Raw genomic sequence first — 25,647 nt, forward strand, 5'->3', positions numbered from 1 at the left:
AATAACCATGATGTATTTTCTTGAAACGCTCAAATATCGTAATGAGTCATTGTTTTATTTTGGCCTACTTTGCTTTATTTTAGCAATCATTTTCTTGATTTTGACTCGGTTTACAACCACACAAGTATATAATGTAAATGCGTGGTATAAATCATTCAAATTTGCTGCCTCAACTGTCCTTTTTGTTTGGACAATGGCTTGGTTCATTGGTTATCTAATAGATTTTAATGCCACTGTTTTCAATTGGATTATTATCATAACACTGGGTTTTGAAATCATTTATATCACTTGGCAGGCAAGTAGGGGAAGCTTATCTCATTTCAATGTTAGTACAAGTTTTTACGCATTTATGTATTCGATGATGGCTTTGGCTGCCACCATCGCCACCCTTGCGGCTGCTTATATTGGAATACTATTTTTGATAAATAATTTCCCCGATTTACCACCATATTATGTATGGAGTATTCGGCTTGGCATATTCATTTTTGTGGTTTTTGCTTTTGAAGGCTTTGTGATGGGGAGTAGAATGTCACATACTATTGGTGGACCCGATGGCGAAGCAGGTATTCCGATTTTAAATTGGAGTAAAAAATTTGGCGACCCACGAATCGCACATTTTATTGGAATGCACGCCTTACAAGTTTTGCCAGTTTTATCATATTATTTACTGCGAAATACTCAACTAACTATTATTGTTGGTATTTTATATTTTCTCTTGGCAGTTTTTACGCTTATGCAAGCACTTCGAGGGAAGTCTGTTTTTGGTTGAAACATTAAGGTTTATTCTGAATACTCTCCGTCAAAACCTCATAAATCTCCAATAATCGGGTATCATCTTTCAGATAATCAAGGTGGCGATTAATGATGGTTTTATCATTCCGAATGGCTGGGCCAGTTTGTACATCGGCGGGGTCTTCAGCCTTTAATGCTTTCTTGAAAGTTTCTGAAATAATCGGTTTTAATAAATCAAATTCAAGATTTTCGTTATCGGTGATGCTCTTCGATAAGGCTAATAAATGGTTCGTGAAATTGCAGGCAAAAACCGCTGCTACGTGCAGCACTTTCCGCTCTTCCGAACTGAGCAAATAAACGGTATTGCTCATTTCTTGGGCAATATCTACCAAAATCTGTTCGGTTTCGTCATCGATTGCTTCAATACAAAACGGAACGTTTCTTAAATCAAGAGCTTTATTAGCTGAAAATGTCATGAGTGGATAAAATACTGCACATTTTACGGGTAAATCGTGGTAAATAAGCATAAGTTTTTGCAAATCTTCCAGCGATTTACTACCCGATGTATGAGCCAAAATAGCGTTTTCGGGTAAAATCAGTTTTGAGCAGACGTCTTCCATCGCATCATCCGCCACCGAAAGAATAAATAGCTCAGCTTCACTTTCCGAAAAATCGAGGTCGGTTTTAGCTTCTGCTTTATAGAGCATTTCGCTCAGTTTTTCGGCTTTTGCTATATTGCGGCTAAACACCTCACAAATAGGATGATGATGATTCTCGAACGCAATGCCCAAATGCCAGCCAACATTTCCAGAGCCAATGATAGAAATTTTCATTCTGAAAAATATAATTAATCAACAGCAACTAAATTAGAGCAAAATATTGAAAGAGCGAAAAAAAAGTGTTGAGTTTCTTTTAATTTATAGAATATTATCTTTATTATTGCCATCTCGTTTAGAGATACCCTGTCTTTCTTATAATAATTGTAGTCCATGAAGAGCCTCCTTTCACAAGGGACTAAAAAACATACAATTTTCACAAAAGTATTATTTAATATTTTTAGTGTTGATTATGAAGCTTTTATAAAAATCTTGTAGAAAACCAATCCGTTTGTGTTACTTGAATAGTTATGCCGAGTCTGAACAGATGAATGGCTTTACTGTGTTCAAACACTTCGTATTGGTAGCCACTGTGGTGCAAGATACAACCAAATATTATTTATGAGCGTACCTAAAGAGGTGAATTTATATATAAGAGTAGTTTTACTTAAAACCCCAAAACAATTAATAAAATGATGAAGAATTCCTTTTTGACACTGTCGGCAGTGGTGTTTAGCTATGGGCTTGCAATAGCACAGAGCGACCTCCCACCCAACGCCGTTCCAGGAAAATGCTATGCCAAATGTTTAAAACCTGCTCAATTTACTACCCGTACCGAACAGTATGTTTCAAAAGAGGCAGGTAAGATTCTTACTGCATCTGCTCCAGAATTAACCACTACTACCGAACAAGTTCTTGTAAAAGAAGGCAGCAAAGTGATTCAAGCCTCGGCTTCAGCTTATAAATCTGTTACCGAACAAGTATTAATAAAAGAGCCAGGTAAAAGAACCGAAGTGATTGCGGGTTCGGGTTCGTATAAAGCCGTAACTGAGCAGATTGAAACACGCCCAGCATATAAGCGTTATGAAATAGTTGGTTGTAACCAAGCTTCGGGTACAGGTGCTGGTGCAGGCAAAGGTGCTGATGTAAATGCTCCTTGTTTCAAGCCATCAACTGAGCAAATCATGGTTCGTGAAGGTTATAAAAAACTGGAAGTGATTCCTGCTCAATTCAAAACCGAAACCGAGCAAGTAATCGTGAAAGAGGCTTCTAGAAGATACGAAGTGATTCCGGCGGTTTATAAAACGGTTACTGAGCAGTTTATGATTAAACCTGCATATAATAACTTAGTAGTTGATAATAACGTAGAATTCAAAGCTGTAACCGAGAGAGTTGAGGTTCGTCCAGCGTACAAGCGTTATGAAGTAGTACCTGCTCAATTTAAGACAGTAACCGAGCAAGTATTAGTTCGTGAAGCTGCTCCTGCGGTTGCGGGTGGTCAACGCCCAAAATATAAAACAGTAACTGAGCAATATCTTGCTAAAGAAGCTGCAAAACGTTATGAAATTGTGCCTGCTACGTACAAAACAGTAACAGAAACTATCGTAGTAAAAGAGCCAGTAAAAACTTTGGTTGTAACTCCACCAGTTTATGAATCAGTAACCGAAAAAGTGAAAATTCGTGAAGCATATACAAAATATGAAAAACGTAAACTTGACCCATCGTGTTTGAGTGCAAATCCTGACGATTGTTTGCAACTATGTTTGGTTGAGATTCCTGCTGAATATAAAACTGTTACGAAACAAGTTTTAAAAACACCTGCTGGTGTAAAAGAAATAGTTACTCCTGCTCAGACTGCAACGATCACAAAACAAGTGATTGCACAGCCAGCATCGGTTCGTGAAATTGCAACAGAAGCACAATATGCTACAATCACAAAACAAGTACTTGATGGCTACGAGCCAACTGGTGCAAGTCTTACAGCGGCTCAAGCTTTTGTTGGTGGAACTTCTTCTGCTCAATATGCAACTATTACTAAAACGGTAGTAGCAGCACCTGCTCAATACAAAGAAATCGAAGTGCCAGCACAATACGAAACTATTACGAAACAAGTAGTAGCACGTGGCCCTCAAACCAAAGAAGTACCAGTATTGGCTCAGTTTGAGACAATCTCAAAACAAATTGTAGCACAAGCGGCTCAAGTAAAAGAAATCGAAGTTCCAGCGGTTTATGCAACTCGTGCAAAACAAGTTTTGGTTGCTCCTGCCACTACTCGTGAAATTGAAGTTCCAGCGGTTTTTGCAACTCGTACTAAATATACTTGTGCTGATGGCTCAGGTTCGGGAACTGGTAATGGTATTGTAGCTGGAAACGGTGGTTGTGGCCCGCAAGTACGTGAAATTGATGTTCCTGCTGAGTATCGTACGATTACGAAACACTTAGTAGATGGTCAACCAAAAACTCGTGAAATTGATGTTCCAGGTGAATATCGTACAATTACTAAGCAGATTGTGGCAAATGCAGCAGCAACTGTTGAGAAAGAAATTCCTGCTGAATACCGTACTGTAACTAAAACGGTTGTAAAAACTCCTGCGGCTACTTCAGAAAGAGAGATTCCGGCTGAGTATGCAACTTATACTACAACTTCAATGACAAGTAGCGGTACTTACGCTGACTGGGTTGAGATTCTTTGCGGAAACAAAATTACTTCGGCTACTGTTCGTGCCATTCAAAAAGCTCTTAGAGCAAAAGGCTACGACCCAGGCCCAGATGATAACGTACTTGGGCCACGCACTAATGCGGCCATTATCAAATATCAAAAAGATAACAACTTACCATCAGGTAACTTGAACCTTGAGACTTTGAAGTCGTTGGGTGTTGAATATTGATAAAGTACTAAATTTTAAATAAAAAGAACGGCTGGTTTCTACTCGAAATCAGCCGTTTTTTGTTGGAATCCAAATATTATCAGAGTAGGATTAAAAATGGCTTAATATTTGATTAATCAAGAAATGTGGCCTTTCGCTAAGTTTTCAGGAAACTAAGGCTCATGTCTATTTTATAACTTCAATATATTACGCTATGAGAATTAAACTAATGCTCCTACTGGGGGTTACGTTTGTAATGTTCGCATCTTATACCAATGTGGCCGAAATTTCGCAGAGCCAAGTCAACTTTTATAAAGGAAGCTATGACGATTTTCTGAGGGAAGCAAAAAAATTAAAGAAGCCGATTATGCTTGATTTTTGGGCAAGTTGGTGTGGGCCATGCAAAAAACTTGAAAATGAGACGTTTACTAACCCAAATTTAGTTACGTATCTGAATGCCAATTATATGATTTATAAAGTAGATATTGATTCTTTCGATGGAATGTCTATCGCTGACCGTTTTGCGGTTGATGTGTATCCTACATTGGTTTTACTCGACCCAAAAACAAAATATGTAGGCCGTTACCGAGGATTTTTTCCTGCCGATTATCTGAGAAATGAATTAGAAAAAAATAAGAACCAAAAAGGGAAGCGTTTTGTAGCTCCCAAGAGTTCGACAACTGCTTCGTTATGAGACGAGCAGTGCATTAACTGACTTTAAATCTTGAGTCTGAACCTTTTACTGAGTAGTAGCTGCCCCTAAAAAGGCAGCTTTTTTTAATAATTCCAGCTTGTAGGTAATTGCATTTGTCGAGCGTAGTAAGCAGGACAATATTTATGTACTCGTTCGAGTAATTTGTTTACATCACGCTCAAACTCTACGTAATAATCTTCGTGCAGCTTCGGTAACTTCTTCATCAAAAACTCTGTTCGCTTCGCAATATAGAGGGAAATTGTATCTGTTTTACCACTATAATGCTCTAAATTTGGCAATTGATTATCAAAGAAGGTATTGAGTAAATAGAGCGTCAGCTCAACTTCTCCATATTTATCTTTGGTTATTTTTACGTGCTGCGTTATACGTCCGTTCAAATCTCGCATGTCCATCATCATCCAACCAGCAGTATCATGGTACATTTTTGATACTTTAAGAATTTGATTCTTAATTTCAGTTCGCTTGTGCGGAAGGTCAGATTCATCTTCGAGCAACTGGAAATAAAGCTGTTGTGATAATAATTCATTTTTTCCGATAAGTCTTATCAATAACTTATCCTTCTCTTTTGCGGGCAGACTCAGAACTGCCTTTTCGAGTTCTTTAGGTAATTTAGGCATCGTAATAAGAAAAAATAAAAAGGATTACCATTAAAACGCCAAAACCTCCGAAAAGTTCAGAGGTTTTGGCTATAATGAATGTATTTCGACGAGGTATTATTTCGCACTTACAATTTCAACATTAAAGATAAGTGGTGCATACGGCGGGATGGTTGTACTGCTACCCGATGTGCCATAGCCGAGACTTGAAGGAAATACAAGCGTAGCTTTTTCACCCACTTTCATTTTTAAAAGCCCTTCTTCAAAGCCTTTTACTACTGCACCGTCACCTAACGCTACATTTATTTGGCCAGTATCAAACTGTTTACCTGTTGCGGCTAAATAACCAGTGTATTTAACAGTTGCCAAAAGCCCAGCTTTTAGTTGAGTGCCACCTGGAGCTTCAAGCGTACGCAAGAAACGTAATCCAGTTGTAGTTTTTTCGGTAAGTGTCAGCTTGGTAGCTGCCACATATTCATCAATAATTTGGTCTTCTGAGCGAAGTTTTACGATTTCTAAGTCTAATCTTAGGTTAGAGTTTGCAGGAATGCTTGCACTTGATTGTGAGCCAAATCCTAAGATTGATGGCATAAGGAATGTTCCTTTTTCGCCTTCTTTAAGCAAAGAAAGAGCCTCTAAGAAGCCAGCGATAATATTAGAAGCACCCAAAGTGATTTTAGCAGGAGCATTATTGATTCTTGAAGTACTATCTACTTTGATACCATTAAGTAATGATAAAGTATAATGAAACGTAACTTCGTCGCCAATTACTGCACCTCTTCCTAAAGAAACACGGTCAATGGAATATTTCATTCCAGAGGTGGTGCTAAGCATTTGGAGGTTTTTCTGACTGATGTAGTCGGCTATCTCCTGTGCATTCTTTTTATTAGTGGCTTCAATGTCATTTTCTAAAAATTTACTACACGAACTTCCAACAACTAAACTTACTAAAACTAATAGAAATGCAATTTTCTTCATCTGACTTATTGATATATTTGAATTTGGTACGAGCCAGCCATCGGCCAGCTCGCAGAGGGATTATTTTACGTCTAAAACTTCCATTTCAAAAATTAATGAACTGAAAGGCGGAATCGGGCCACCACCTTGTTCGCCATAAGCTAAACTTGATGGAATGAAGAAAATAGCTTTTTCGCCTTTTTTCATCATTGCAAGTGCTTGCTCCCAACCTGGAATTACTGCACCTTGACCAACTGTTACTTGGAATTTTGGACCTGGTTTGCCAACTGAGCTATCAAATACTTTTCCATCCATTAATTTTCCTGTGTAATCAACCGTAACTGTTTGACCAGCTTTGATTAAATCTCCAGTACCTTCTTTTACAACGACACGATACATACCATATTGTGTTTTTGTTGCATTTGGGAAGTTTTTCTTTGCATATTCATCCATCACTTTCGCTTCGTTGTTTTTCTTAGCGTCTTGTGCTTTTTGGAAGTCTTCACGAGTTTGAGTTGATTTGATTTTTACGATAAATCTCAAGTCAGAACCTTTAGTGATACCTGCTGGTAAAGGCTGGCTCATACGTGCAAAAAGAGAGTCTGCATTGATTAAAACAGTGGCACTATCACCTTCGGTTAGGTGCATCAAAGCGTTTTCAAATGAACCTTTGTAAGTACCTTGTTGAGCTACCATCGTGATTGGTTGGTTGCGTTTGTAAGTATCTTCAAAAGTCGAGTCATTTGCTGCTTTGATAACTAAATCAAATGTTAAAATATCGCCAGTCTTGATTTTTTTGCCTTTTCCTTCTTCATGGATTTGGTATTTTGAGCCATCAGGGTCTTGCGTAACCTTAAACTGATTACAAGAGAAAAGTAAGCTTGTTGCCGCTGCAACGCTCAATGTTGTTTTTAAAAAATTTGTCATTGAAATTTATGTATTAATTAGATTTTACTTATGAATAAAATGTTGATTATAAATGTTTTAACTATTAGTTAATTCGTCTTTGTATTGTGGCAATAAAGACAAGAATTTTTCAACGGTTTTTTCTAAAGATTCGTGCGAACGCCCACCTGCGGCATTTTTGTGTCCACCGCCATTGAAATGAGTTCTCGAAAATTCACTTACCGAAAAATTATCTACCGAGCGAAGCGAAATCCGAATCATGTCATCTTTTTCGGTGAAAATAGCCGCCATTACAACACCTTTAATCGAAAGTCCGTAGTTGACGACTCCTTCGGTATCGCCATTCTTTGAACTAAATCGGCCCAATTCTTCCTTTGATATGGCCATGTAAGCCACGTTGTATTCGGGAAGATAGGTGAGTTTTTCGCCTAAAACAAAACCCAAAAACTTCATTCGGTCGAATGTATTGCTATCAAAAATTTTACGGTGAATGGTGTTCGGATGGATTCCAATCGAAATCAATTCTCCCGCAATTCGGTGTACTTCTTCGCTTGTGCTGTCAAATCTGAACGACCCCGTATCAGTTACTAAACCCGCATAAAGGCACTCGGCAGCTGGAACATCAATCAAGTGTTTATCGCCGAGTTTTTCGATTAATTCGTAAATCAACTCACAAGTTGCAGCTGCACGTTCGTTCCAAAAAACAAAATCAGCAAAGTTTTCGGGCTGTTGGTGGTGGTCAATCAGTACCTTTTTTGCCGCCGATTGTTTGACAAACTCTTCCATGCCCTTGATACGATTCAATGCCGAGAAATCAAGACAGAAAATCATATCAGCGTTTGCAATGAGTTTTTTTGCCAAATCTTGTCGGTCACTTTCAAAGTTGATTACTTCGCTTTCGCCCGACATCCATCTTAAAAAATCTGGATAGTCAGTTGGGGTAATAATTATAGGGAAGTGACCTTTTTTCTTTAAATATGCGGATAATCCTAAAGATGAACCGAGAGCATCGGCATCAGGATTTTGGTGAGTAGTAATAACGATTTGTTTGGGTGTACTCAAAAAATCGTTAAATAACGCTAACTTTTGATTTGACTCTGTAAAAAAATCTTGCATAACTCTACAAAGGTACAAAGGAAAGGTGGTAATTCAAAAATGCGAGGTAAGTGCTTTGTTTTTGTATTGAGGATTTATTTTTACAAATATTTAAAGATATAGAATGTAGTTTATGAAAGAAGATAACTATTTTTGGCAATTATTTACTACGACAAAAACGCATCATTAATTCAATTTTAACAGACTAAAATGAAAAACCTGACCCTTCTTTTTTTACTAATAAGTTTGTCGATTTCGGCTCAGAAAAAGACCACAGCTCCTACAAAACTCTCGAAACCCAAATTAGTGTTGGGTATAATGGTTGACCAAATGCGATACGATTACCTTTATCGCTACTACGATAAATATACCGAAGGTGGCTTTAAGCGACTCATGAACGAAGGCTTTAACTGTAAAAATAATCATTATCACTACGCAAGTACAATTACTGGCCCAGGCCACGCGGCTGTTTATACGGGTTCGGTGCCTGCCGTTAATGGAATCATTGGCAACGAATGGTACGACCCATTGGCCAATAGAAGCGTTTATGTGGCTGAAGATACAACAGTGCGTGCTGTTGGTACTGATGCAGCAGCGGTTGAGGGTAAACGCTCACCTGTGAATATGCACACAACCACGATTACCGACCAGTTGAAAATTGCGAGTGAGTTTCGTTCAAAAGTAATTGGTATTGCCGTAAAAGACCGTGGTGGTATTTTGCCAGCGGGTCATTCGGCCGATGCTGCTTATTGGTTTGATGCCAAATCGGGTAACTGGATTACGAGTACTTATTATATGAATGATTTGCCACAGTGGGTAAAAGATTTTAATGCCTTGAAGATGCCCGATAAACTGATGGCTCAGAAATGGGAAACGCTTTTGCCGATTGAACAATATACCGAAAGTGAAGCTGATAACCAAGAATATGAAAATGTGATGTCGGGTGAAAAACTACCAGTTTTTCCTCATACGGTTGCTAATTATGGAGCTATTCCTGCTTCTCCCTATGGCAATACAATCACTAAAGAAATCACTTTGGCTGCTCTCAAAAACGAGAAAATGGGACAAGGAAAAGAGACAGATTTCTTGTGTGTGAGCTTCTCGACTCCTGATTATGTAGGCCACGCAACAGGTACACATTCAATCGAAATCGAAGATATTTACTTGCGTCTCGACCGTGACATTGCTGAGGTTTTGAGCAAACTCGATGCAACTTTGGGCAAAGGTAATTACTTGGTTTTCTTGACGGCCGACCACGGTGTAACTGATATTGCAGGATTTTTGAAAAAACATAAAATTCCGTCGGGAACTATTGAATTAGGTAAAGAAGTAAGTTATCTAAACGGAGAAATAGCCGCAAAGTTTGGCGAAGGAAAATGGATAAAGGCACAGGATAATTATCAACTTTATCTTGACCATGAACTAATGGCTAAGAAAAATGTAAGCATGAATCAAGTGTATGAGTTAGTAAAAGATAAAATGTTGATTTTGGGTTCGTCGGTTTATCAAGTAGTAAACTTGCACGATATTAGCTCGGCAACGATTCCGCCTTTTTATAAACCACTTATTGAAAATATATATAATCCGAAACGTAGTGGAGATATTATGCTTTTGTTTGAGCCTGCGTGGTACAGTGGTTATAAAAAAGGAACAACACACGGGACAATGTGGCAAAGCGACCGTCATGTGCCGTTGGTTTGGTACGGTTGGAAGATTCCACAAGGGGAGACTGTCCAGCAAACATACATCGCTGATATCGCAGCAACTTTGGCTGCTTTATTGAATGTTTTAGAGCCAAATGGCTGTGTTGGAAGTCCGATTAAAGATATTTTTAGTAAGAAATAAATTCATTGGTAGAGTCGGACGATGTAAGTTCGACTCTACCAAAATACAATGATTAAGTAAAAAATGATATTGATAAAGGGCGTACCGTTAAAGAAAATTCAAGGAATTACGTTATTTCCTTTTATAATCGTACGCTCAAAAAAGCCAAGCAAGGTGCTGATTAACCACGAGAAGATACATATCCGACAGCAACTTGAACTCTTGATTTTACCCTTTTATATCTGGTACGTTGGCGAATGGTTGTATCATTATGTGCGGTGTCGTAGTTTTTGGCGAGCGTATCGCCAAATAAGTTTTGAGCAAGAAGCCTACGATAACGAAGAAGATTTTGAGTATCTGAAAAATCGAAAATTCTGGAATTTTTTGGAGTATAATAATTTGTAGGGGTGTATTGCATACACCCTTTTTTTATTTTGTATTTCTCCCCAAAAGCACTCCTTCAACAATCAAATATTGAGCGGCTATGTAAGTTGTCATCACCCAAAGCCCCGAAAGAGGAATCGGGAAGACAAATTTATTAGTAGCAATCAATGAGTCAGAAATGATGAATAAAATTGCTCCAATTAATACAAAACGATAACTTTTTTGGTTGGTTTGGCGTTCGGCGGCCGTAATTCCCATCCACATAATGGCTGTGGCGTAAGCAGAGATAGGTATCATAAAGCCTTTGGGTATCTTATTGCTCAGTAGTAAAACGAATAAAAAACCATAAATAATAAAAGGAAAACGTTTGTTGTAGTTGGTCACTCCCAATGGTTTAAATACGCCTGAATAACATATTTGGGCTACCAAAAACGAACCCAACCCAAGCAGGAAAAACTGTGGGTTTTTGCCTTGAAACATCAAAAAAGTATCTCCGAGACATGAAAAAATCAACGAAACCAACATTATTTTATCTGATGTTCCGATACTTTGCTTTACTTTCTGAAAGTAGAAAAAAGACAAGGAAATCATCAACAGTGGCTTTGATACATAATTGAGCCATTCGATGTCCAGAATGCCCGAAGCGATATTGACAATGCCCAAGGCAAAATAAAAGATGGTTTCGTTACGAGTCATGATTGCTTGCGTTTAGTTGTACTCCGATTGTTTCGGCTAAAATGATGGCTTTTTCCATAGGCTTGTAGTCAACATTGGCCAGAATATCAGTTGGGCGATGAATATTTGGCATTCGGCCGTTTTTGTCAAGTGCCGCCAGCGTTACGGATGGAATTCCCGCTCGCTGAAACCAAACCGAATCGAAATCTGCTGTGTGCCAAGCACCTGTTTTTACTTCTTTTAGTGAAGCAATTTTTTCCGAAACCTCTTTGGCCGTTTTTACCAATTCATTGTCATACACAAGCGTTGACCAGCTACCTGTTTGGGTAATTATTTTCAAGTCTCCACTGCCGAGCGTATCGAAGTTTATGAGATATGTTTTTTTCGTAAACTCCTGATAATGAGCTTTCATATATGCTCTTGCTCCAATCATGCCTACTTCTTCTGCTCCAGTTATCACCAGTTCAATATCAAGGTTTTGTAGGTTTTTATGCCAAAGTTTTTGTGCAGTTTCAATGGCTGCCGCTACGCCAGTTGCGTTATCTGAAGCTCCGTTCGAATAGCCCAATCTGAAAAAATCAATCGTGGCCGTAATGCCTTGAATGATAAAATACAAAGCCAAAATATTAGAAACTAAAAGCAGGAAATCGTTGGGTATCAGAAACTGTGAAATGGCCAAAAACTGAGCCACCATCATCAGAATTAAACTCATTTTGAGCGATTTACGGAAATTGCCAACCATTTCGGGGCGATACAGCAGCGAAATGGGAGCAGTGTCCCAATGGGCCATCAGAATCAACTTTTTGGTTTTCGGAGAAGCATTTTTATCTTTAATCACAAGGTTTTGAGACTTGACCAAAGGTGGGAAATTAGTCACGGGCGAAGCGTACCAATTGAAATACAGCATAGCCATCGTCACGAAAACGAAGGTAATGACTAAACCCAAAATCGAAGAAAAATTCAAGCAAATCAATCCCGCCGAAAGACCCAAAATCAGCCACCAAACTACCGAAATATATGTTTTTGGTGTTCGGAAAGGTTCTCGACTAACTTGCTGATTGACAAATAGTTGTGTCAAAAAATCAAGTACAGGTGCTTCGTTTTCGGTAGCAACCCCTCGATTCGGGAAAGATGCGAGTTTTTCAACGATTTGTTTAGGTGTCATAGGGTTTTGTTGTAAATGATTTTCAAGTGTGGTACACTCGTTTCTTTGTACCACACTCAATATACTTCTTCTTATTGCTCATTATCAAAAAACGCCTCAATTTCTTTCCAAGTCTTGAAGCGTTGGTAGCCTTCAAGTTTTTGGTTGTGAATCGCATCAAATAACAATGCCTTTCCTTTAAATGTACTGAGGTTTTTTTCGTGGTCATCAATCAGATAATCGGCCGAAATAATGCTTTTATCGCCACAAAGTACAATGTTTTTCCACGAAATAAATGGAAAATGCTCTTCCAACCACTCAACTTTTTCTTTCAAAGAATTCGGAAACTCAACCGCTGCCGAAACAATAAAAATCTCGAATCTATCATGAAGTTTCTTGATTACCTCAACCGCATCGGGCATTACTTCGAGCGTTCTAAAAAAATTGGGTTTAAATATCTCCTCTCTTACTACATGATAATTTTCTTCGGCCAAAACATCGTAGTATCCTTTATCTATGAAATGATATTCTTGAAAATCTGTTCCAATTAATCGGTTATAAATATCTAAAATTTTCTTTCCAGCGGCCGCCATTACATCGTCCATGTCAATCGCAATACGTTTTTTTGTCATAATTTTCTCGAAGTTTGTTTTTTTGCTAAGTTAATTATTTCTCACAAGGCTGCCAAGCATAGAGCCTTTGATTAATCTAAAAAACAGGTAGAAATGCTCGTTTTTACACCATCGCTATTTGATAGTTTTGTAGCATTATATGAATCGGCTTTTGAATATCTTCTAATCTGTTGATTATAAGGTATTTACTGGCGATACGTATTTTATTTCTTAAAAAACTTTATAGCTATGAAAACTATCAAACACTTACTTGGCCTATTATTGATTTCGGGCGTTGCTTATGCACAACAACAACAACCCAAACCGCCTACCAAAGAAACCATCAAAAAGAATGAAGCCGTACTCAAAGAATTACCTTTCAATGATACTACTTCATTTACCAATGCCGAGCGTGGTTTTATTGCCACAGTTCCGAATCTGAATATCACCAAGCCAAATGGGGCTCCTATTTGGAATATGGCTCAGTATAATTTTATGAATACAGCCACCGCACCAACGAGCGTAAACCCAAGTTTGTGGCGACAAGAACGACTAAATAATAAGTATGGATTGTATAAAGTAGTCGATGGCATTTATCAAGTAAGAGGCTACGATATGTCGAACTTGACGATTATCGAAGGAAAAACAGGCCTTATCTTAGTTGATCCACTCGTTTCGGCCGAAACAGCCCAAGCAGCATTAAATCTGTACTATGCCAATCGACCCCAAAAAGCAGTCAAGGCGGTTATTTGTACGCACAGCCACGTTGACCATTATGGTGGAATTTTAGGTGTAACAACCCCAGAAGACGTAAATAGTGGTAAAGTGCTGATTTATGTCCCTCAAGATTTTTTAGAAGAAGCCGTCAGCGAAAATGTCTATGCGGGTAATGCGATGTCTCGTCGAGCTCAATACATGTATGGTATTTTCTTGAAAAAAGATAAGCAAGGACAAGTCGGTGTAGGTCTCGGAAAAGGTTCTTCGACGGGTAGCGTTGGAATTTTGAATGCTGCAAATGATTCAACGATTATCAAGCAAACGGGTGAAATACACAAGATTGATGGATTAGATTTTGTTTTTCAGATGGCACCGCATACCGAAGCACCCGCCGAAATGTTATTCTATATTCCAGATTACAAAGCACTTTGTTCGGCCGAAGACGCCACTCAAGTTTTGCATAACCTTTATACATTGCGTGGGGCTCAAGTGCGTAGTTCGCAGTCGTGGTGGCAAGCTATTAACCAAACCATTAATTTATTTGGTAATGAAACCGAAGTAGTTTTTGCCTCTCATCACTGGCCAACTTGGGGAAAAGCTAATGTAAATAGTTTTCTTAAAAGCCAACGAGATTTATACAAATATATGCACGACCAAGTGCTAAATTTGGCCAATAAAGGGTATACTATGCTCGAAATTGGCGAAAAAATGAAATTACCAAAATCGCTCGACCAACAATGGTATAATCGTGGGTATTATGGCAGTGTCAATCACGATGCCAAGGCTGTTTATCAATACTACTTGGGTTTTTATAGTGGAAATCCAGCCGATTTATACCAACTTCCACCACGTGAGGCCGCCATCAAAAACGTAGAATATATGGGTGGTGCTTCCGCAATTATCGCCAAAGCAAAATTAGATTTTGCCAACGGAAACTATCGTTGGGTAGCTCAAGTAATGAATCAGGTAGTTTATGCCGATTCGACTAACATCGTAGCCAAAAATCTCGAAGCCGATGCCTTAGAGCAGTTGGGTTATCAGACTGAAAATGCTACATGGCGAAATAATTTCTTGATGGGTGCTTACGAACTCCGAAATGGTGTAGCTAAAAATGTAAAATCATCTACCGCCAGCCCAGCTACTATTGCAGGAATGACCGTAGATATGCTATTCGATATGATGGGTATTCAGCTCAATGCTGCAAAGGCCGATGGAAAAAACTATACTTTTAATTATGTAGTGGGTAATGGTAAAGGTGGGAAAACAGAAAATTACATTTTATACTTGACTAATAGCGTATTGATTTATGAAGATGGAAAACAAGCTCCTTCGCCTGATGCCACAATCATGATGGAACGAAGCACATGGAATGATATTTTGGCAGGAAACTCAACTTTTGAAGCAGAAATAAAGAGCGGAAAAGTAGTTGTGACTAATGGAGAAGCGGGTAAAGCTAAATTTTTGCACATGATGAGTATGCAAGAAAGCTTCCCATTGATGTTCAATATTGTAACCCCAAGATAAAGTGGAGCGAAGTTCCACTTCGCCGTCAGAAAAAAAGCCAATCAGATTTTCAACTGATTGGCTTTATATTTTTATTGAAGAGTTACATTAAAATCAATATTTACATCATCGCTACCAGGGGTTGTCGAGCCATCTTTACTTGGCTTACCATTGACAGGTGGTTGGTGGCGTAACTGCACCTTGAGTTTGCCTGTTCCTGCTGCACCCGTTTTTACGCTACCAGTAAGACCCACATTCAAATTCCTTGAATCTTTATCACCATAAGTATAAGTCAACAAACTACTTGGGGTAGGGGTATAAATGAACAAATGTTCATCTTTTTCGGTGGCCACTTCGTTCGTGATATTACTTACAGGATTTTTCGACTCATCGAGTATCTCAATCGTCATGGTGTAAGTAGTGTTTGGTTTCAAACTAATTGTCGAAACCGTTGGGGCTTTACCTCCATCTCCATCAGGGTCCGAATAAGCAAATGTTTGTGTGCTTCCATTGGCTGTAAAATTGAGTTTTACGCTCGTAATTAGTTCATTTTCGTCTTCCGTATCAATACTCTCTTTGTTACAGGCAATAACCGTAAAACCCAATATGAGGCTTAATAAAAATGGACTTTTAAATGGTTTTCGTAGCATAGTCTTGTTTTTGAAATGTTATTACTTTTGCATTAATGTTGCAAATATAGATTGCAATAATTTTAAATGCAATAATGTTGCAATAAATTTTAGAAAGAATATTTTGCACGGAAAACGATATTTCTGCCTATCTCATCGGCATAATATCTGAAACGGTTTAGGTAGTCTCGATAAGTAGTATTTAATAAATTACTGACTGTCATTGAAACATTGAGCGAAGATTTGTTTTTGATGGCAAATTGTTGGCTAATTGCTGCATTCCAAAGCGTATAGGCCGATGGAGGAGGAGCAAAGTCGCCGCCATATTCATTAAATACAATTTCAGAGCTTGGAATATCAGTAAAAATGATTTTTGTAGGAACCCGATTTTGCTTGGCTACGTATAAATTAGTTAATGAAATAGAAGTTTTTTTATGGTCGAATCTAACCGTATTCTCAATGCGGTTGGCTGGAATCTGAATCAGAGGCTGGTCATGGCTCAAATCTTGGGCTTTTAGGAAAGAAATTTTAGAGTTGAGCGATATATTTTTAATGATTTGAAGATTGGTCGTAAAATCAAACCCTTGAAAAAGTGCCTTAGTTTGGGTATATAAAAACTCAGGAAAAGCACCTCGAATGGTAAGTGCAGGCCGACCAGTTGGTGATAGAAATATGTAGTTATTGATAAAATTATTATAAAAATGTAATTCAGCTTGTAATATCTGTGAAATATAATTAACTGTAAATGAGGTATTTAAGGCTTTTTCTGGATTTAGATTTTCATTACCACGCTCAAAACTTGCCGCTCCGTGATGCACGCCATCGCTATAAAGTTCGTTGACAGTTGCTGCACGCCAAGCAGTGCTGATATTTGTCAGGAAATTCCAACGAGCATTCGGTCGAAAATTGATTCCAACCGTACCCGTAAAGTTCTGATTATTACGTTGATTATTAACGATATTCTGCTCACCACGAGGAATGCGATAGACATTTAGATGGCGAAAGTCATATCTGAAACCACCTTCAATTTCCCATTGTTTTCGCACGATTCTTTCGATAATAAAAATCCCCGACGTAAAATTCTGAAAATTCGGAATCAACACCGTAGAAGAACGTGGCTCAGTGAGTGTACCTGTTGTGAGGTTTTCTTGGTATAAACTATTGACACCAACCGACCCCGATAAAACTTTGAGTAAAGGTTTATGTTCAAACAATAATTCGCCCGTATAAGTATTAAGTTTGAATAGTTGAGCCAGATTTTTATCGCCTCGCAAAATATCAATCTCTTTTCTGAAATCATATTGCCTTCCTAAAGTGAGCGATAAAACTCCGTTGCGATTTTTGATGGTATTCTTGATTTTCAGCAAATTATGAAGCACATCTTGATAAGGACGACCAATGTTATAAGTAAAAGTTTCGGGCGTATAAACTGCCAGTGGACTTCCACGTTTAATGGCTTCAATTAAGTCTGAAACATTACCAATGTGCGAACCCGAAAAAACAGCAATTTGAGTATTGAATTGACTAAAAAATATATCTGATGTCCAGTTTTTTCTTTTGTAGTTAGCTGATAATGAGTAGTTTATTTCTTTAATTCCAGTGTTTGCCAGTCTGTAATTGGGCGTAGAAATATCACCACCTCGCTTGTAAGTTCCTTGTACTCGATAACCAATAGAGTACGGAAGTTTATCCGATTTTTTAGCATCTGAATTATTAAAACCTCCTTCAATAATTCCCGAATTGACTGTTTGGCGGCCATTCGTAAAATACACGCTATTGATTTCACCTTTTAGCACAGTAGAGTCGGGGAGGGCATCAGGTTCGAGCATGATTACGCCCGCAATGGCATCTGAGCCGTAGCGTACACCCGCCGCACCTTTCAAGACCGTAATTTTTTTAGCCACAAACGGGTCAATTTCGGGAGCGTGTTCGCTGCCCCATTGCTGGCCTTCTTGCCTTACACCGTTATTCATTATCAAAACTCTGTTTGAGTGCATACCGTGAATAACGGGTTTGGCAATCGAACTACCTGTTTGTAAAGTAGTCACACCCGAAATCTGTTTCAAGGCTTCTCCCAAAGATTGTCCACGAGTTTGGTCGAGTGCTGCGTTTTCGAGCGAAGTTTTATTTTGGGTAAGATTCTCTATTTTCTGAGCTTTGATGTCGATATTGGCTAAGTGTAGTTCGGTTTCCGAGAGTTTGATGTTCTGTTCGGCTCCGTGTTCCAAATTAATGGTATAAGTTTTTTCTTCATAACCCACAATTCGCCCGATAACTGTATATTTTCCTTGACAAATATTAGCGATTCGGTAAAAACCTTTGGCATCAGTGCTTACGCCCTTATTTAATTCTTTTATTAAAACTACTGCTCCAACAATTGGCTGTTTTGTAACCCCATCTTGCACAATTCCTTGAATGAAGCAGTCGCAATCTTTTGGTGTTTGAGCTGAAAGCCCATTGATACCAAGAGTTAATAAAATTATGTATAGAAATAATGTTCTCTTCATCTTTGGTTTTTTGCACATTTTTTAACTGTGCTACTTATAAATGCAACGTTATTGCAAATATAATAAAAAATCCTCGTTGATTCATTCAACGAGGATTTTTATATAAGTAGAGACCGGGCATACCTGTCTCTACACTGTGTTACTCTGCCACTCTCGAATAATATTTATTATAGATAGCTTCGTAGCGTTTTGCTGCGGCTTCTTGGTTATTTCTGCTGCAGATATTGGCAATCACCTGTAAGTTACGAAGGTTGATTTGCAAATAATCTTGAATATTATCAGGCATCCATTCGGCACTTTTCTGACCTGCCTTCTGAGTAAAGTACGCCAAGTTTCCATCAGCACGCTTTGTGATTGTTTCGGCAATTTCCATTGCTTTTTTGCTGTCACCTACTTCAAAGTAATACATCACGTAGTTGGTGCAAAGTTGGTCATAAGGAATTACGTTATCAGGCAATACTTTATTGGCATAATCAAGAACCTCTTTAGCTTTGGTTTTCTTTTCTTCTCTAACCAGTTGGTCAGCTAAACGCAAGAACGCCAAACGAGCAGTGATGATAGGCACTTTCAAGTAAGTTTCCGAATCATAATATACATTCGGGTTATCCATTCCTCGCCAAGCCATTTTCTTCAACATATTGTCATACATGATGTCAGTATTCGCAAAACCATCATCGCCTTGGCTTACTTTGATTGGCAATAAACGGTAAGCATAACCTTCCAACTGCATATAATCTTTCAGATTCAAATAGTTGTCGTTAGCCAATGTTCCTGCGAAATAAATTGGACGTTTCCAGTTATTCTGAGCAATCATTTCGAGCTGCATCAAATCGTTTTTCAACAAATCACGTTTACCGATGTTCCAAGTGATTTGTCCAGTCAAATATGGTTCAAATTGTTTCGGAACGAAGCCCATTTTCTTCACAGCCTCAACATCATAATTCAAGAAAAGACTATCTGATGGCAAGGAATTGATGCTTTCGCCAGTTGTTAATGGAATCTGAATCGCTGGGTCGTTTTTCTTTACCAATTCCAAATAATCTTTCAAGTTGATTGGGTCGTTCAGACGCTCAACGAAAGGAATTTGGTCGTTTACTCCACTCAATAATTGGTCGGTTGTAAAAGTAATCGGTAAGGCTTCCGACTGATAAGTTTTGCGTTTCATTTGCTCGCAATACCAGTCAGTACCCAATAAGCTGAGGTTACAAACACGTACGTCAGTACGGAAACCTTCTACTTCCTGCACATACCAAAGTGGGAAAGTATCGTTATCGCCACCTGTAAACAAGATTGCGTTCGGGGCACATGAATTCAATAAGTTTTTAGCAAAATCTACTTGGTGGTAGCGGCCTGAGCGGTCGTGTCCTTTCCAAGTTTGTGGAAGCATAATCAATGGCACTGCCAAACCAACAACCGTAGCGGCAACTGCTCTACTTTGTGTATTTTTGATAAATTTCAAGACATAATCAAACAAGCCCATTACGCCAAGACCTACCCAAATAGCCCAAATATAGAACGAACCCACATAGATATAATCACGCTCACGTGGCTCTACTGGCGGAGAGTTAAGGTAAACAACCAAGCCAATACCAGTAAATAAGAATAACAAGAACATTACGAGTGCATCACGTTCACGACGGAAATAGTGATACAATAGACCCAAAATACCTAAGATAACTGGTAAGCCATAGAAATTTGTACGGCCACGGTTTTCTTTGACAGCAGGTGGAAGTTTATCTTTTGTTTCGAGTATGTTGGTTGGGCCTGCACCCTCAATATCGCTTGAGCGTCCCCAAAAATTCCATGCAAAATAACGCCAGTACATATAGCCCATTTGGCGTTTCATCATGTAGCCAATATTAGTGAAAAGCGTTGGTTTTTGACCTTCGGCAAGACCCATTTCTTGACGATAGATTTGCTGATGACCAGCATCACTACTCCACATACGAGGCAAAAGACTTTCGCTGTTTGGTCCCCAAATGTAGTTTGGTTTGTAGTCATATACTTCGTATTTGTTTTTACCCATTTTGTAAATAGGCTCACCATTTTCGATTGATTCGAGTTTTCCAGTGAAAACAGGGCCGTATAATAATGGGCGACTACCATATTGCTCACGTTTCAAGTACGAAACATAGTTCAATACGTTGCTCGGATTGTTTTCGTTGATTGGAGGGTTGTAGTTTGAACGAATCAAAGCGATTGTATAAGACGAATAACCAATCAATACAAAGGCGAATGAAATCAAGGCTGTATTGGCAATCACCATGCCTTTCTTTTGCGTGTAGAAAATCCCGTAGCTCAATGCTCCAACAAGCACGATTACGAAGAAAATAATACCCGAACTAAATGGCATTCCGAAGGTATTAACGAAGAGTTTTTCAAACGTAAAACCAAGTGATGGGAAACCCGTAATGACACCTACGTTTACTACACCTAAAACTACCATACCCACTAAAAATGCAGCTATGCCACCTTTCCAAGTGATTTTCTTAGCTTTTTTGTAATAATATACTAAGCCGAGAGCAGGAATCGTAACGAGGTTGAGCAAGTGAACTCCAATAGAAAGACCTACTAAATAGGCTGTAAAAATCAAGAAACGATTAGCTTGTGCTTCGTCTTCGATGATTTCCCAACGAAATGCCGCCCAGATAACGATTGCCGTAAAGAATGACGACATACCATAAACCTCGGCCTCAACTGCTGAAAACCAGAAAGAATCAGAAAAAGCATATACCAACGAACCCACAGCACTTGCCCCAATCACCAAGATTGTTTGGGTTGTGTCGAGTTCTGCACCTTTTTTACCGAAAACTTTACGAGCCAAAAGCGAGATTGTCCAGAACATAAACAAAATCGTAAAAGCACTGGCAATTACTGAAACCATATTGACCATCAGAGCCACTTTTGTTACATCGCTACCTGCCAATAATGAAGCCATACGGCCAATCAATAAGAAAAGAGGTGCACCAGCTGGGTGTGGAACTTGTAGTTTGTAAGAACAAGCAATAAACTCTCCGCAGTCCCAAAAGCTGGCGGTAGGTTCAACGGTGAGAGTATAGGTAATAAGTGAAACGGCAAAAACCGCCCATCCGACGATGTTATTGAGCCTTGTGAAATTGTTCATTTTTTGAGATTAGTGAATGAATATTCTCTTGGAAAAAGCAAATTATTAATTGGACTTTCCTTTATGACCCAAAATTAGGGAATTTGCAGGATAATTAGGCAGAAAAGAAACTTAAATTATCTTAAAATACGTAAAAATCATGTAATAGCAGGGGTAAATTGAAAGAAAAATTCAACCAAAATTCGAGTTATAGTTCTAAAAAGCATTTATGATTTAGGTTTTTGCATAAATTTTCGGATACCAAAAATCAGCAATAGACCAAAGACCAAATATAGTGCCGATGTTGCACTGATTGAAGCACTCATGCCATATTTGGTGCTTGCGTAGGCAATAGCAATAGGAGCAATACCACCACCAAACCAACCGATTGAGTTCATAAAACCAACGGCGGTTGCACGGTTTTTGGGTTTTACAACATCGTGCAACGATGCCCAAATATTGGCATCATAAAGCCCTTTGAAATAACCAAAACCGATAAGTGCCAAAATCAGAATAGGGATTGAGAGCGTCCAACCCGCCAAAAATATAAACGGTACACCCATCAATAAACCGATGCTTTGTGTCATCATTCGGCCGCCTCGATAGCTTTTTACTAATTTATCAGCTAAAAATCCACCCGAAATAACTCCCAAAACAGATGCCATTTGTAGGTAGAATGTGGCATTCAAACCCGCCATCGAAAGGCTCATATTGAATTTATTGTAGAGAAACGAAGGCATCCAAGTTAAGAAGATACTGGCCACGAAATTTGCTCCTACAAAAACTGCCACCAGAATCCAGACCATCGGTTGGCTGAAGACTTGCTTGATGTTATCAAAAATATTTCCTTGTTTCAAGTCGAGTAGTACGTGTGAATTATCTTCGATTTCGTCGTGTATTTCGGCTTGGCCACGAACTGGTTCTTTCAGAAAACCCAGTAAAACAACTCCTAAAAGTACGCCAAGCCCACCAAATAAATAAAAACTCGTGTGCCAACCATAGTATTGTCCCATGAAGCCCGCAACCGTTCCGCCCGCAATCGTACCTGCATAAACACTTGATTGGTGAAATGACATGGCTTTCGAGCGAGTTTCTTTGCTATGATAATCGCTCAGAAGCGACATAGATGCTGGAAAATAAAAGGCTTCGCCAAAACCTTCTAAGGCTCGACAAATAACTAAATGAACGTAGTTGGTAGAAAGTGCAGTGCCGATTGTAACAAGCGACCAAAATATAAGACCACCAATGATGAGGGTTTTACGTTGAAATTTATCACCAACAATGCCCGCAATTGCTCCAAAACCAGCATAAACCCACATAAACGCTGCTCCAACGATGCCGAGCTGAACATCGCTCAAACCCATTTCTTGTTTCAATAATGGAAATACTGAAAAGATAGCTTGGCGGTCGGCGTAGTTGAAGAAACATACGAACCATAACATAAAAACAACCCACCATTTGTAGTTTTTGCTCATGTAGTTTTCATTAATTTCTGCAAAATACTTTGAAAAAATTTATGCTGAAACTTTTTATGTTTTTTCGGATAAAAAATTTAATAATTTAAAGATGAATGAGGTTTGAGTGTAGATTTCAGGCATAAAAAAAGTGGTTTGAAGAATGTTCTCCAAACCACTTTATAATATTATATTTTTCTGATTTCTCAATGAAAGAAATCTTTCATTTTATCAAAAATACTTCTGTCGTTTTTATCAGCTTTTGGCTGGAAATTAGGTGAATTTCTGAGCTTTTCGAGTATGGCTCTTTCTTCCGACGTAATTGAAGTTGGAGTAAATAAACTTAAATGTACTAATTGGTCACCTACACCGTAGCTGTTGAGTTCTTTCAAACCTTTACCTTTCAGACGTAAGATTTCGCCCGACTGAGTTCCAGCTTTGATATTTATCTTTACTTTTCCTCCAACTGTAGGAATCTCAACGTCTTTACCCAGGGCAGCATCTGCAAAGTTCATGCGTAACTCATAGATGATATTGCTACCGTCACGTTTGAGTTCTGGGTGTTCTTCTTCTTCAATTACAATCAATAAATCACCTGCAATTCCGCCACGAGTAGGTACATTACCTTTTCCTGTCATCGAAAGTTGCATTCCTTCGGCTACACCCGCAGGAATTTTGATTGATAATAAATCCTCGTTCAATTGACGGCCTTCTCCAAAACATACATCACAACGCTCAGTAACCACTTTTCCTTCGCCTTGACAAGTCGGACACGGACTCGTCGAAACCATCTGGCCGAGCATCGTATTCACAACCTTACGCACTTGTCCTTGCCCATTACAGGTTGCACAAGTTTTTAGTGAAGTACCGTGTTTTGAGCCGTTTCCGCTACAAGTATTACACGAAACGTATCGTTTTACTTTTATTTTCTTTTCTACACCATTGGCAATTTCTTCTAAGTCGAGTTTGAGTTTAATTCTCAAATCCGAGCCTTTTCTTACGCTCGGGCCACTGCTACGTCGGCCGCCACCGCCACCAAAGAAACTACTAAATGGACTATCATCGCCGAAAACACTTCCAAAAATATCTTCCATGTTTACGCCCGCACCACCACCGAAGCCACCTGCTCCGCCTACACCTTGATGCCCAAACTGGTCGTAACGTTGACGTTTCTCAGCATCTGATAATATGCCATAAGCTTCGGCAATTTCTTTAAATTTTTCCTCAGCTGCTTTATCTCCCGGATTTTTATCTGGGTGATACTGTATAGCCAGCTTTCTGTAGGCTTTCTTTAAATCATCTTCTGAAGCATTTTTAGCAACGCCCAGTACTTCGTAATAATCTTTCTTCTGTGCCATATTTTTGAATGATAGAATGATAGAATGAGCGAATGATAGAATCCTGCACTCTATCATTCGCTCATTCTATCATTCAAAATTATGAACCCACTACCACTTTTGCGTAGCGAATTACTTTATCGTTTAGGTAGTATCCTTTTTCTACTTCATCAATTACTTTACCTTTATTTTCATCACCTGCTGCAAATTGTGTGATGCACTCGTGAAGTTCAACATCAAAATCTTTTCCTTTAGATTCGATTGCTTTTACACCTTTGCTGGCCAGTGTTTTTTGGAATTTGTTGAAAATCAATGCAATACCTTCTTTCATTGGCTCTACTTCGGTCACTGTCTCGAATGACTTATTGGCACGCTCGAAATCGTCAACAATCGGAATGAGTTCTTTGATTAAGCCTTCTGAGGCATTCTGAATCATTTCGATTTTCTCTTTTGATGTACGACGACGGAAATTCTCGAAGTCGGCATATAATCGTAAATATTTATCTTTTGCTTCGGCAAGTTGTGCTTCGAGTGATGCAGACACCGATTCGTTTTCTTCAACACTCTCTTGTTCTTCTACAATTTCTTCTGCCTCTACGGTTGTTTCTTCTACTACTTGCTCATTATTAACTGTCGCTTCTTCTTTATTCTCTGCCATTTTGTAATCTATTTTATTTTGTGCAAATTTCGACAATTATTTTGCCAATAAGAAATTTACTGACAAGATGGCAGAAAATACCAACTTCGCTGTCTTTTTGAGGTGACATTTTATAAATGGCACGATAGCTTGTTGATTTTAACACAGAAAAAATTATTAAAAAACGTAAGGTAATGGAAAGAATTAATGTATCGACTGGAGCAAAATGGGAAGACATCATTGGGTATTCACGTGCAGTAAAAATTGGTAATGTCATAGAAGTAACGGGTACAGTAGCAACTGATGGAAGTGGCGAACTGGTAGGTAAAGGAGATGTTTATCTGCAAACGAAGTTTATAATTTTGAAAGTTGAGAAAGTACTCGAACAGTTGGGTGCTTCGTTGAAAGATGTAGTGCGTACACGTATTTATGCAACTGATATTTCGAAGTGGGAAGAAATCGGAAAGGCTCACGGAGAGTTTTTTGGAACTATAAAACCTTGCACGACAATGGTTCAAGTAAGTGCCTTGATTGGAGCAGATTATTTAGTAGAAATTGAGTTTTCGGCTATATTAGGAGCGTAATTCCTGTGGTAGAGACGTTTCATTTGCCGAGCGAAGTAGGGTTATACCTGTAAAAAGCGAAACTTGATTGTGCC

The 25,647-nt window shown here is 38.7% G+C and carries 21 protein-coding genes; 7 read left to right on the top strand and 14 right to left on the bottom strand.

Going from position 1 to position 25,647, the window contains the following annotated elements; translation table 11 throughout:
- Window positions 1-7 precede the first annotated feature (7 nt).
- The gene (locus IEX65_RS22530) at window positions 8-769 is read left to right on the top strand and encodes a hypothetical protein (RefSeq protein WP_188769589.1); all 762 of its coding nucleotides are present in this window, start codon (window positions 8-10) and stop codon (window positions 767-769) included.
- Between the two features lie 4 nt (window positions 770-773).
- On the opposite strand, the gene IEX65_RS22535 is transcribed toward IEX65_RS22530, so the two are convergent.
- Entirely contained in the window at window positions 774-1,565 is a 792-nt protein-coding gene (locus tag IEX65_RS22535) for a Rossmann-like and DUF2520 domain-containing protein (protein ID WP_188769590.1), read from the bottom strand.
- A gap of 455 nt (window positions 1,566-2,020) precedes the next feature.
- Between IEX65_RS22535 and IEX65_RS22540 the strand changes: the two genes are divergently transcribed.
- Both IEX65_RS22540 and IEX65_RS22545 read left to right on the top strand, forming a co-directional pair.
- Window positions 2,021-4,216, top strand: coding sequence for a peptidoglycan-binding domain-containing protein (locus tag IEX65_RS22540; RefSeq protein WP_188769592.1), 2,196 nt, complete (start codon window positions 2,021-2,023; stop codon window positions 4,214-4,216).
- Between the two features lie 193 nt (window positions 4,217-4,409).
- Window positions 4,410-4,889 (top strand): thioredoxin family protein, encoded by a 480-nt coding sequence (locus IEX65_RS22545; RefSeq protein WP_188769595.1) that lies wholly within the window; start codon window positions 4,410-4,412, stop codon window positions 4,887-4,889.
- Window positions 4,890-4,972: 83 nt separating this feature from the next.
- Here IEX65_RS22545 and IEX65_RS22550 read toward each other — a convergent pair whose 3' ends face one another.
- From IEX65_RS22550 to IEX65_RS22565, 4 genes are all read right to left on the bottom strand, one after another.
- Entirely contained in the window at window positions 4,973-5,527 is a 555-nt protein-coding gene (locus tag IEX65_RS22550; protein ID WP_188769597.1) for a hypothetical protein, read from the bottom strand.
- A 96-nt stretch (window positions 5,528-5,623) separates the two neighbouring features.
- Window positions 5,624-6,484, bottom strand: coding sequence for an FKBP-type peptidyl-prolyl cis-trans isomerase (locus tag IEX65_RS22555; RefSeq protein WP_188769599.1), 861 nt, complete (start codon window positions 6,482-6,484; stop codon window positions 5,624-5,626).
- A 60-nt stretch (window positions 6,485-6,544) separates the two neighbouring features.
- Entirely contained in the window at window positions 6,545-7,390 is an 846-nt protein-coding gene (locus IEX65_RS22560; RefSeq protein WP_188769601.1) for an FKBP-type peptidyl-prolyl cis-trans isomerase, read from the bottom strand.
- A gap of 57 nt (window positions 7,391-7,447) precedes the next feature.
- Window positions 7,448-8,485 carry a DHH family phosphoesterase gene (locus IEX65_RS22565; protein ID WP_188769603.1) on the bottom strand — a complete coding sequence of 346 codons (1,038 nt, stop codon included), beginning with the start codon at window positions 8,483-8,485 and terminating at the stop codon, window positions 7,448-7,450.
- Window positions 8,486-8,674: 189 nt separating this feature from the next.
- Here IEX65_RS22565 and pafA point away from each other — a divergent pair, with 189 nt between their 5' ends.
- Together pafA and IEX65_RS22575 are read left to right on the top strand one after the other, a co-directional pair.
- Complete coding sequence (pafA, locus tag IEX65_RS22570; RefSeq protein WP_188769605.1) at window positions 8,675-10,309, top strand: alkaline phosphatase PafA; 1,635 nt, start codon at window positions 8,675-8,677, stop codon at window positions 10,307-10,309.
- Between the two features lie 63 nt (window positions 10,310-10,372).
- On the top strand, window positions 10,373-10,693 hold the full coding sequence (locus IEX65_RS22575) for a hypothetical protein (RefSeq protein WP_188769607.1): 321 nt from the start codon (window positions 10,373-10,375) through the stop codon (window positions 10,691-10,693).
- Window positions 10,694-10,717: 24 nt separating this feature from the next.
- Here IEX65_RS22575 and IEX65_RS22580 read toward each other — a convergent pair whose 3' ends face one another.
- From IEX65_RS22580 to IEX65_RS22590, 3 genes are all read right to left on the bottom strand, one after another.
- Window positions 10,718-11,368, bottom strand: coding sequence for a lysoplasmalogenase (locus tag IEX65_RS22580; RefSeq protein WP_188769609.1), 651 nt, complete (start codon window positions 11,366-11,368; stop codon window positions 10,718-10,720).
- Window positions 11,358-12,512 carry a M28 family metallopeptidase gene (locus tag IEX65_RS22585; protein WP_188769611.1) on the bottom strand — a complete coding sequence of 385 codons (1,155 nt, stop codon included), beginning with the start codon at window positions 12,510-12,512 and terminating at the stop codon, window positions 11,358-11,360. Before IEX65_RS22585 ends, IEX65_RS22580 begins: the two co-directional genes overlap by 11 nt.
- Before the next feature lie 71 nt (window positions 12,513-12,583).
- Window positions 12,584-13,123: a 5' nucleotidase, NT5C type gene (locus IEX65_RS22590; protein WP_188769613.1), complete on the bottom strand. Its 540-nt coding sequence runs from the start codon at window positions 13,121-13,123 to the stop codon at window positions 12,584-12,586.
- Window positions 13,124-13,351: 228 nt separating this feature from the next.
- Between IEX65_RS22590 and IEX65_RS22595 the strand changes: the two genes are divergently transcribed.
- Window positions 13,352-15,343, top strand: coding sequence for an alkyl/aryl-sulfatase (locus IEX65_RS22595; protein WP_188769616.1), 1,992 nt, complete (start codon window positions 13,352-13,354; stop codon window positions 15,341-15,343).
- Between the two features lie 71 nt (window positions 15,344-15,414).
- On the opposite strand, the gene IEX65_RS22600 is transcribed toward IEX65_RS22595, so the two are convergent.
- The 6 genes from IEX65_RS22600 to IEX65_RS22625 all read right to left on the bottom strand — a co-directional run bounded on the left by IEX65_RS22600 (window position 15,415) and on the right by IEX65_RS22625 (window position 25,010).
- A complete protein-coding gene (locus IEX65_RS22600) occupies window positions 15,415-15,972 on the bottom strand; it encodes a hypothetical protein (protein WP_188769617.1) in 558 nt (185 codons plus the stop codon).
- Between the two features lie 89 nt (window positions 15,973-16,061).
- Complete coding sequence (locus tag IEX65_RS22605; protein ID WP_188769618.1) at window positions 16,062-18,458, bottom strand: TonB-dependent receptor; 2,397 nt, start codon at window positions 18,456-18,458, stop codon at window positions 16,062-16,064.
- Between the two features lie 139 nt (window positions 18,459-18,597).
- On the bottom strand, window positions 18,598-21,582 hold the full coding sequence (locus tag IEX65_RS22610) for a glycosyltransferase family 117 protein (RefSeq protein ID WP_188769619.1): 2,985 nt from the start codon (window positions 21,580-21,582) through the stop codon (window positions 18,598-18,600).
- Between the two features lie 206 nt (window positions 21,583-21,788).
- Entirely contained in the window at window positions 21,789-23,036 is a 1,248-nt protein-coding gene (locus IEX65_RS22615) for an MFS transporter (RefSeq protein ID WP_188769620.1), read from the bottom strand.
- A gap of 185 nt (window positions 23,037-23,221) precedes the next feature.
- Window positions 23,222-24,373: a molecular chaperone DnaJ gene (gene dnaJ / locus IEX65_RS22620; protein WP_188769641.1), complete on the bottom strand. Its 1,152-nt coding sequence runs from the start codon at window positions 24,371-24,373 to the stop codon at window positions 23,222-23,224.
- Between the two features lie 79 nt (window positions 24,374-24,452).
- Window positions 24,453-25,010: a nucleotide exchange factor GrpE gene (locus tag IEX65_RS22625; RefSeq protein WP_188769643.1), complete on the bottom strand. Its 558-nt coding sequence runs from the start codon at window positions 25,008-25,010 to the stop codon at window positions 24,453-24,455.
- Window positions 25,011-25,183: 173 nt separating this feature from the next.
- On the opposite strand from IEX65_RS22625, the gene IEX65_RS22630 reads away from it, so the two are divergent.
- Window positions 25,184-25,573, top strand: a complete 390-nt coding sequence (locus IEX65_RS22630; RefSeq protein WP_188769645.1) for a RidA family protein — start codon at window positions 25,184-25,186, stop codon at window positions 25,571-25,573.
- The last annotated feature ends 74 nt before the right edge of the window (window positions 25,574-25,647 follow it).

Origin of the sequence: Emticicia aquatilis (assembly GCF_014644295.1) — a bacterium.
Lineage (GTDB): Bacteria > Bacteroidota > Bacteroidia > Cytophagales > Spirosomataceae > Emticicia > Emticicia aquatilis.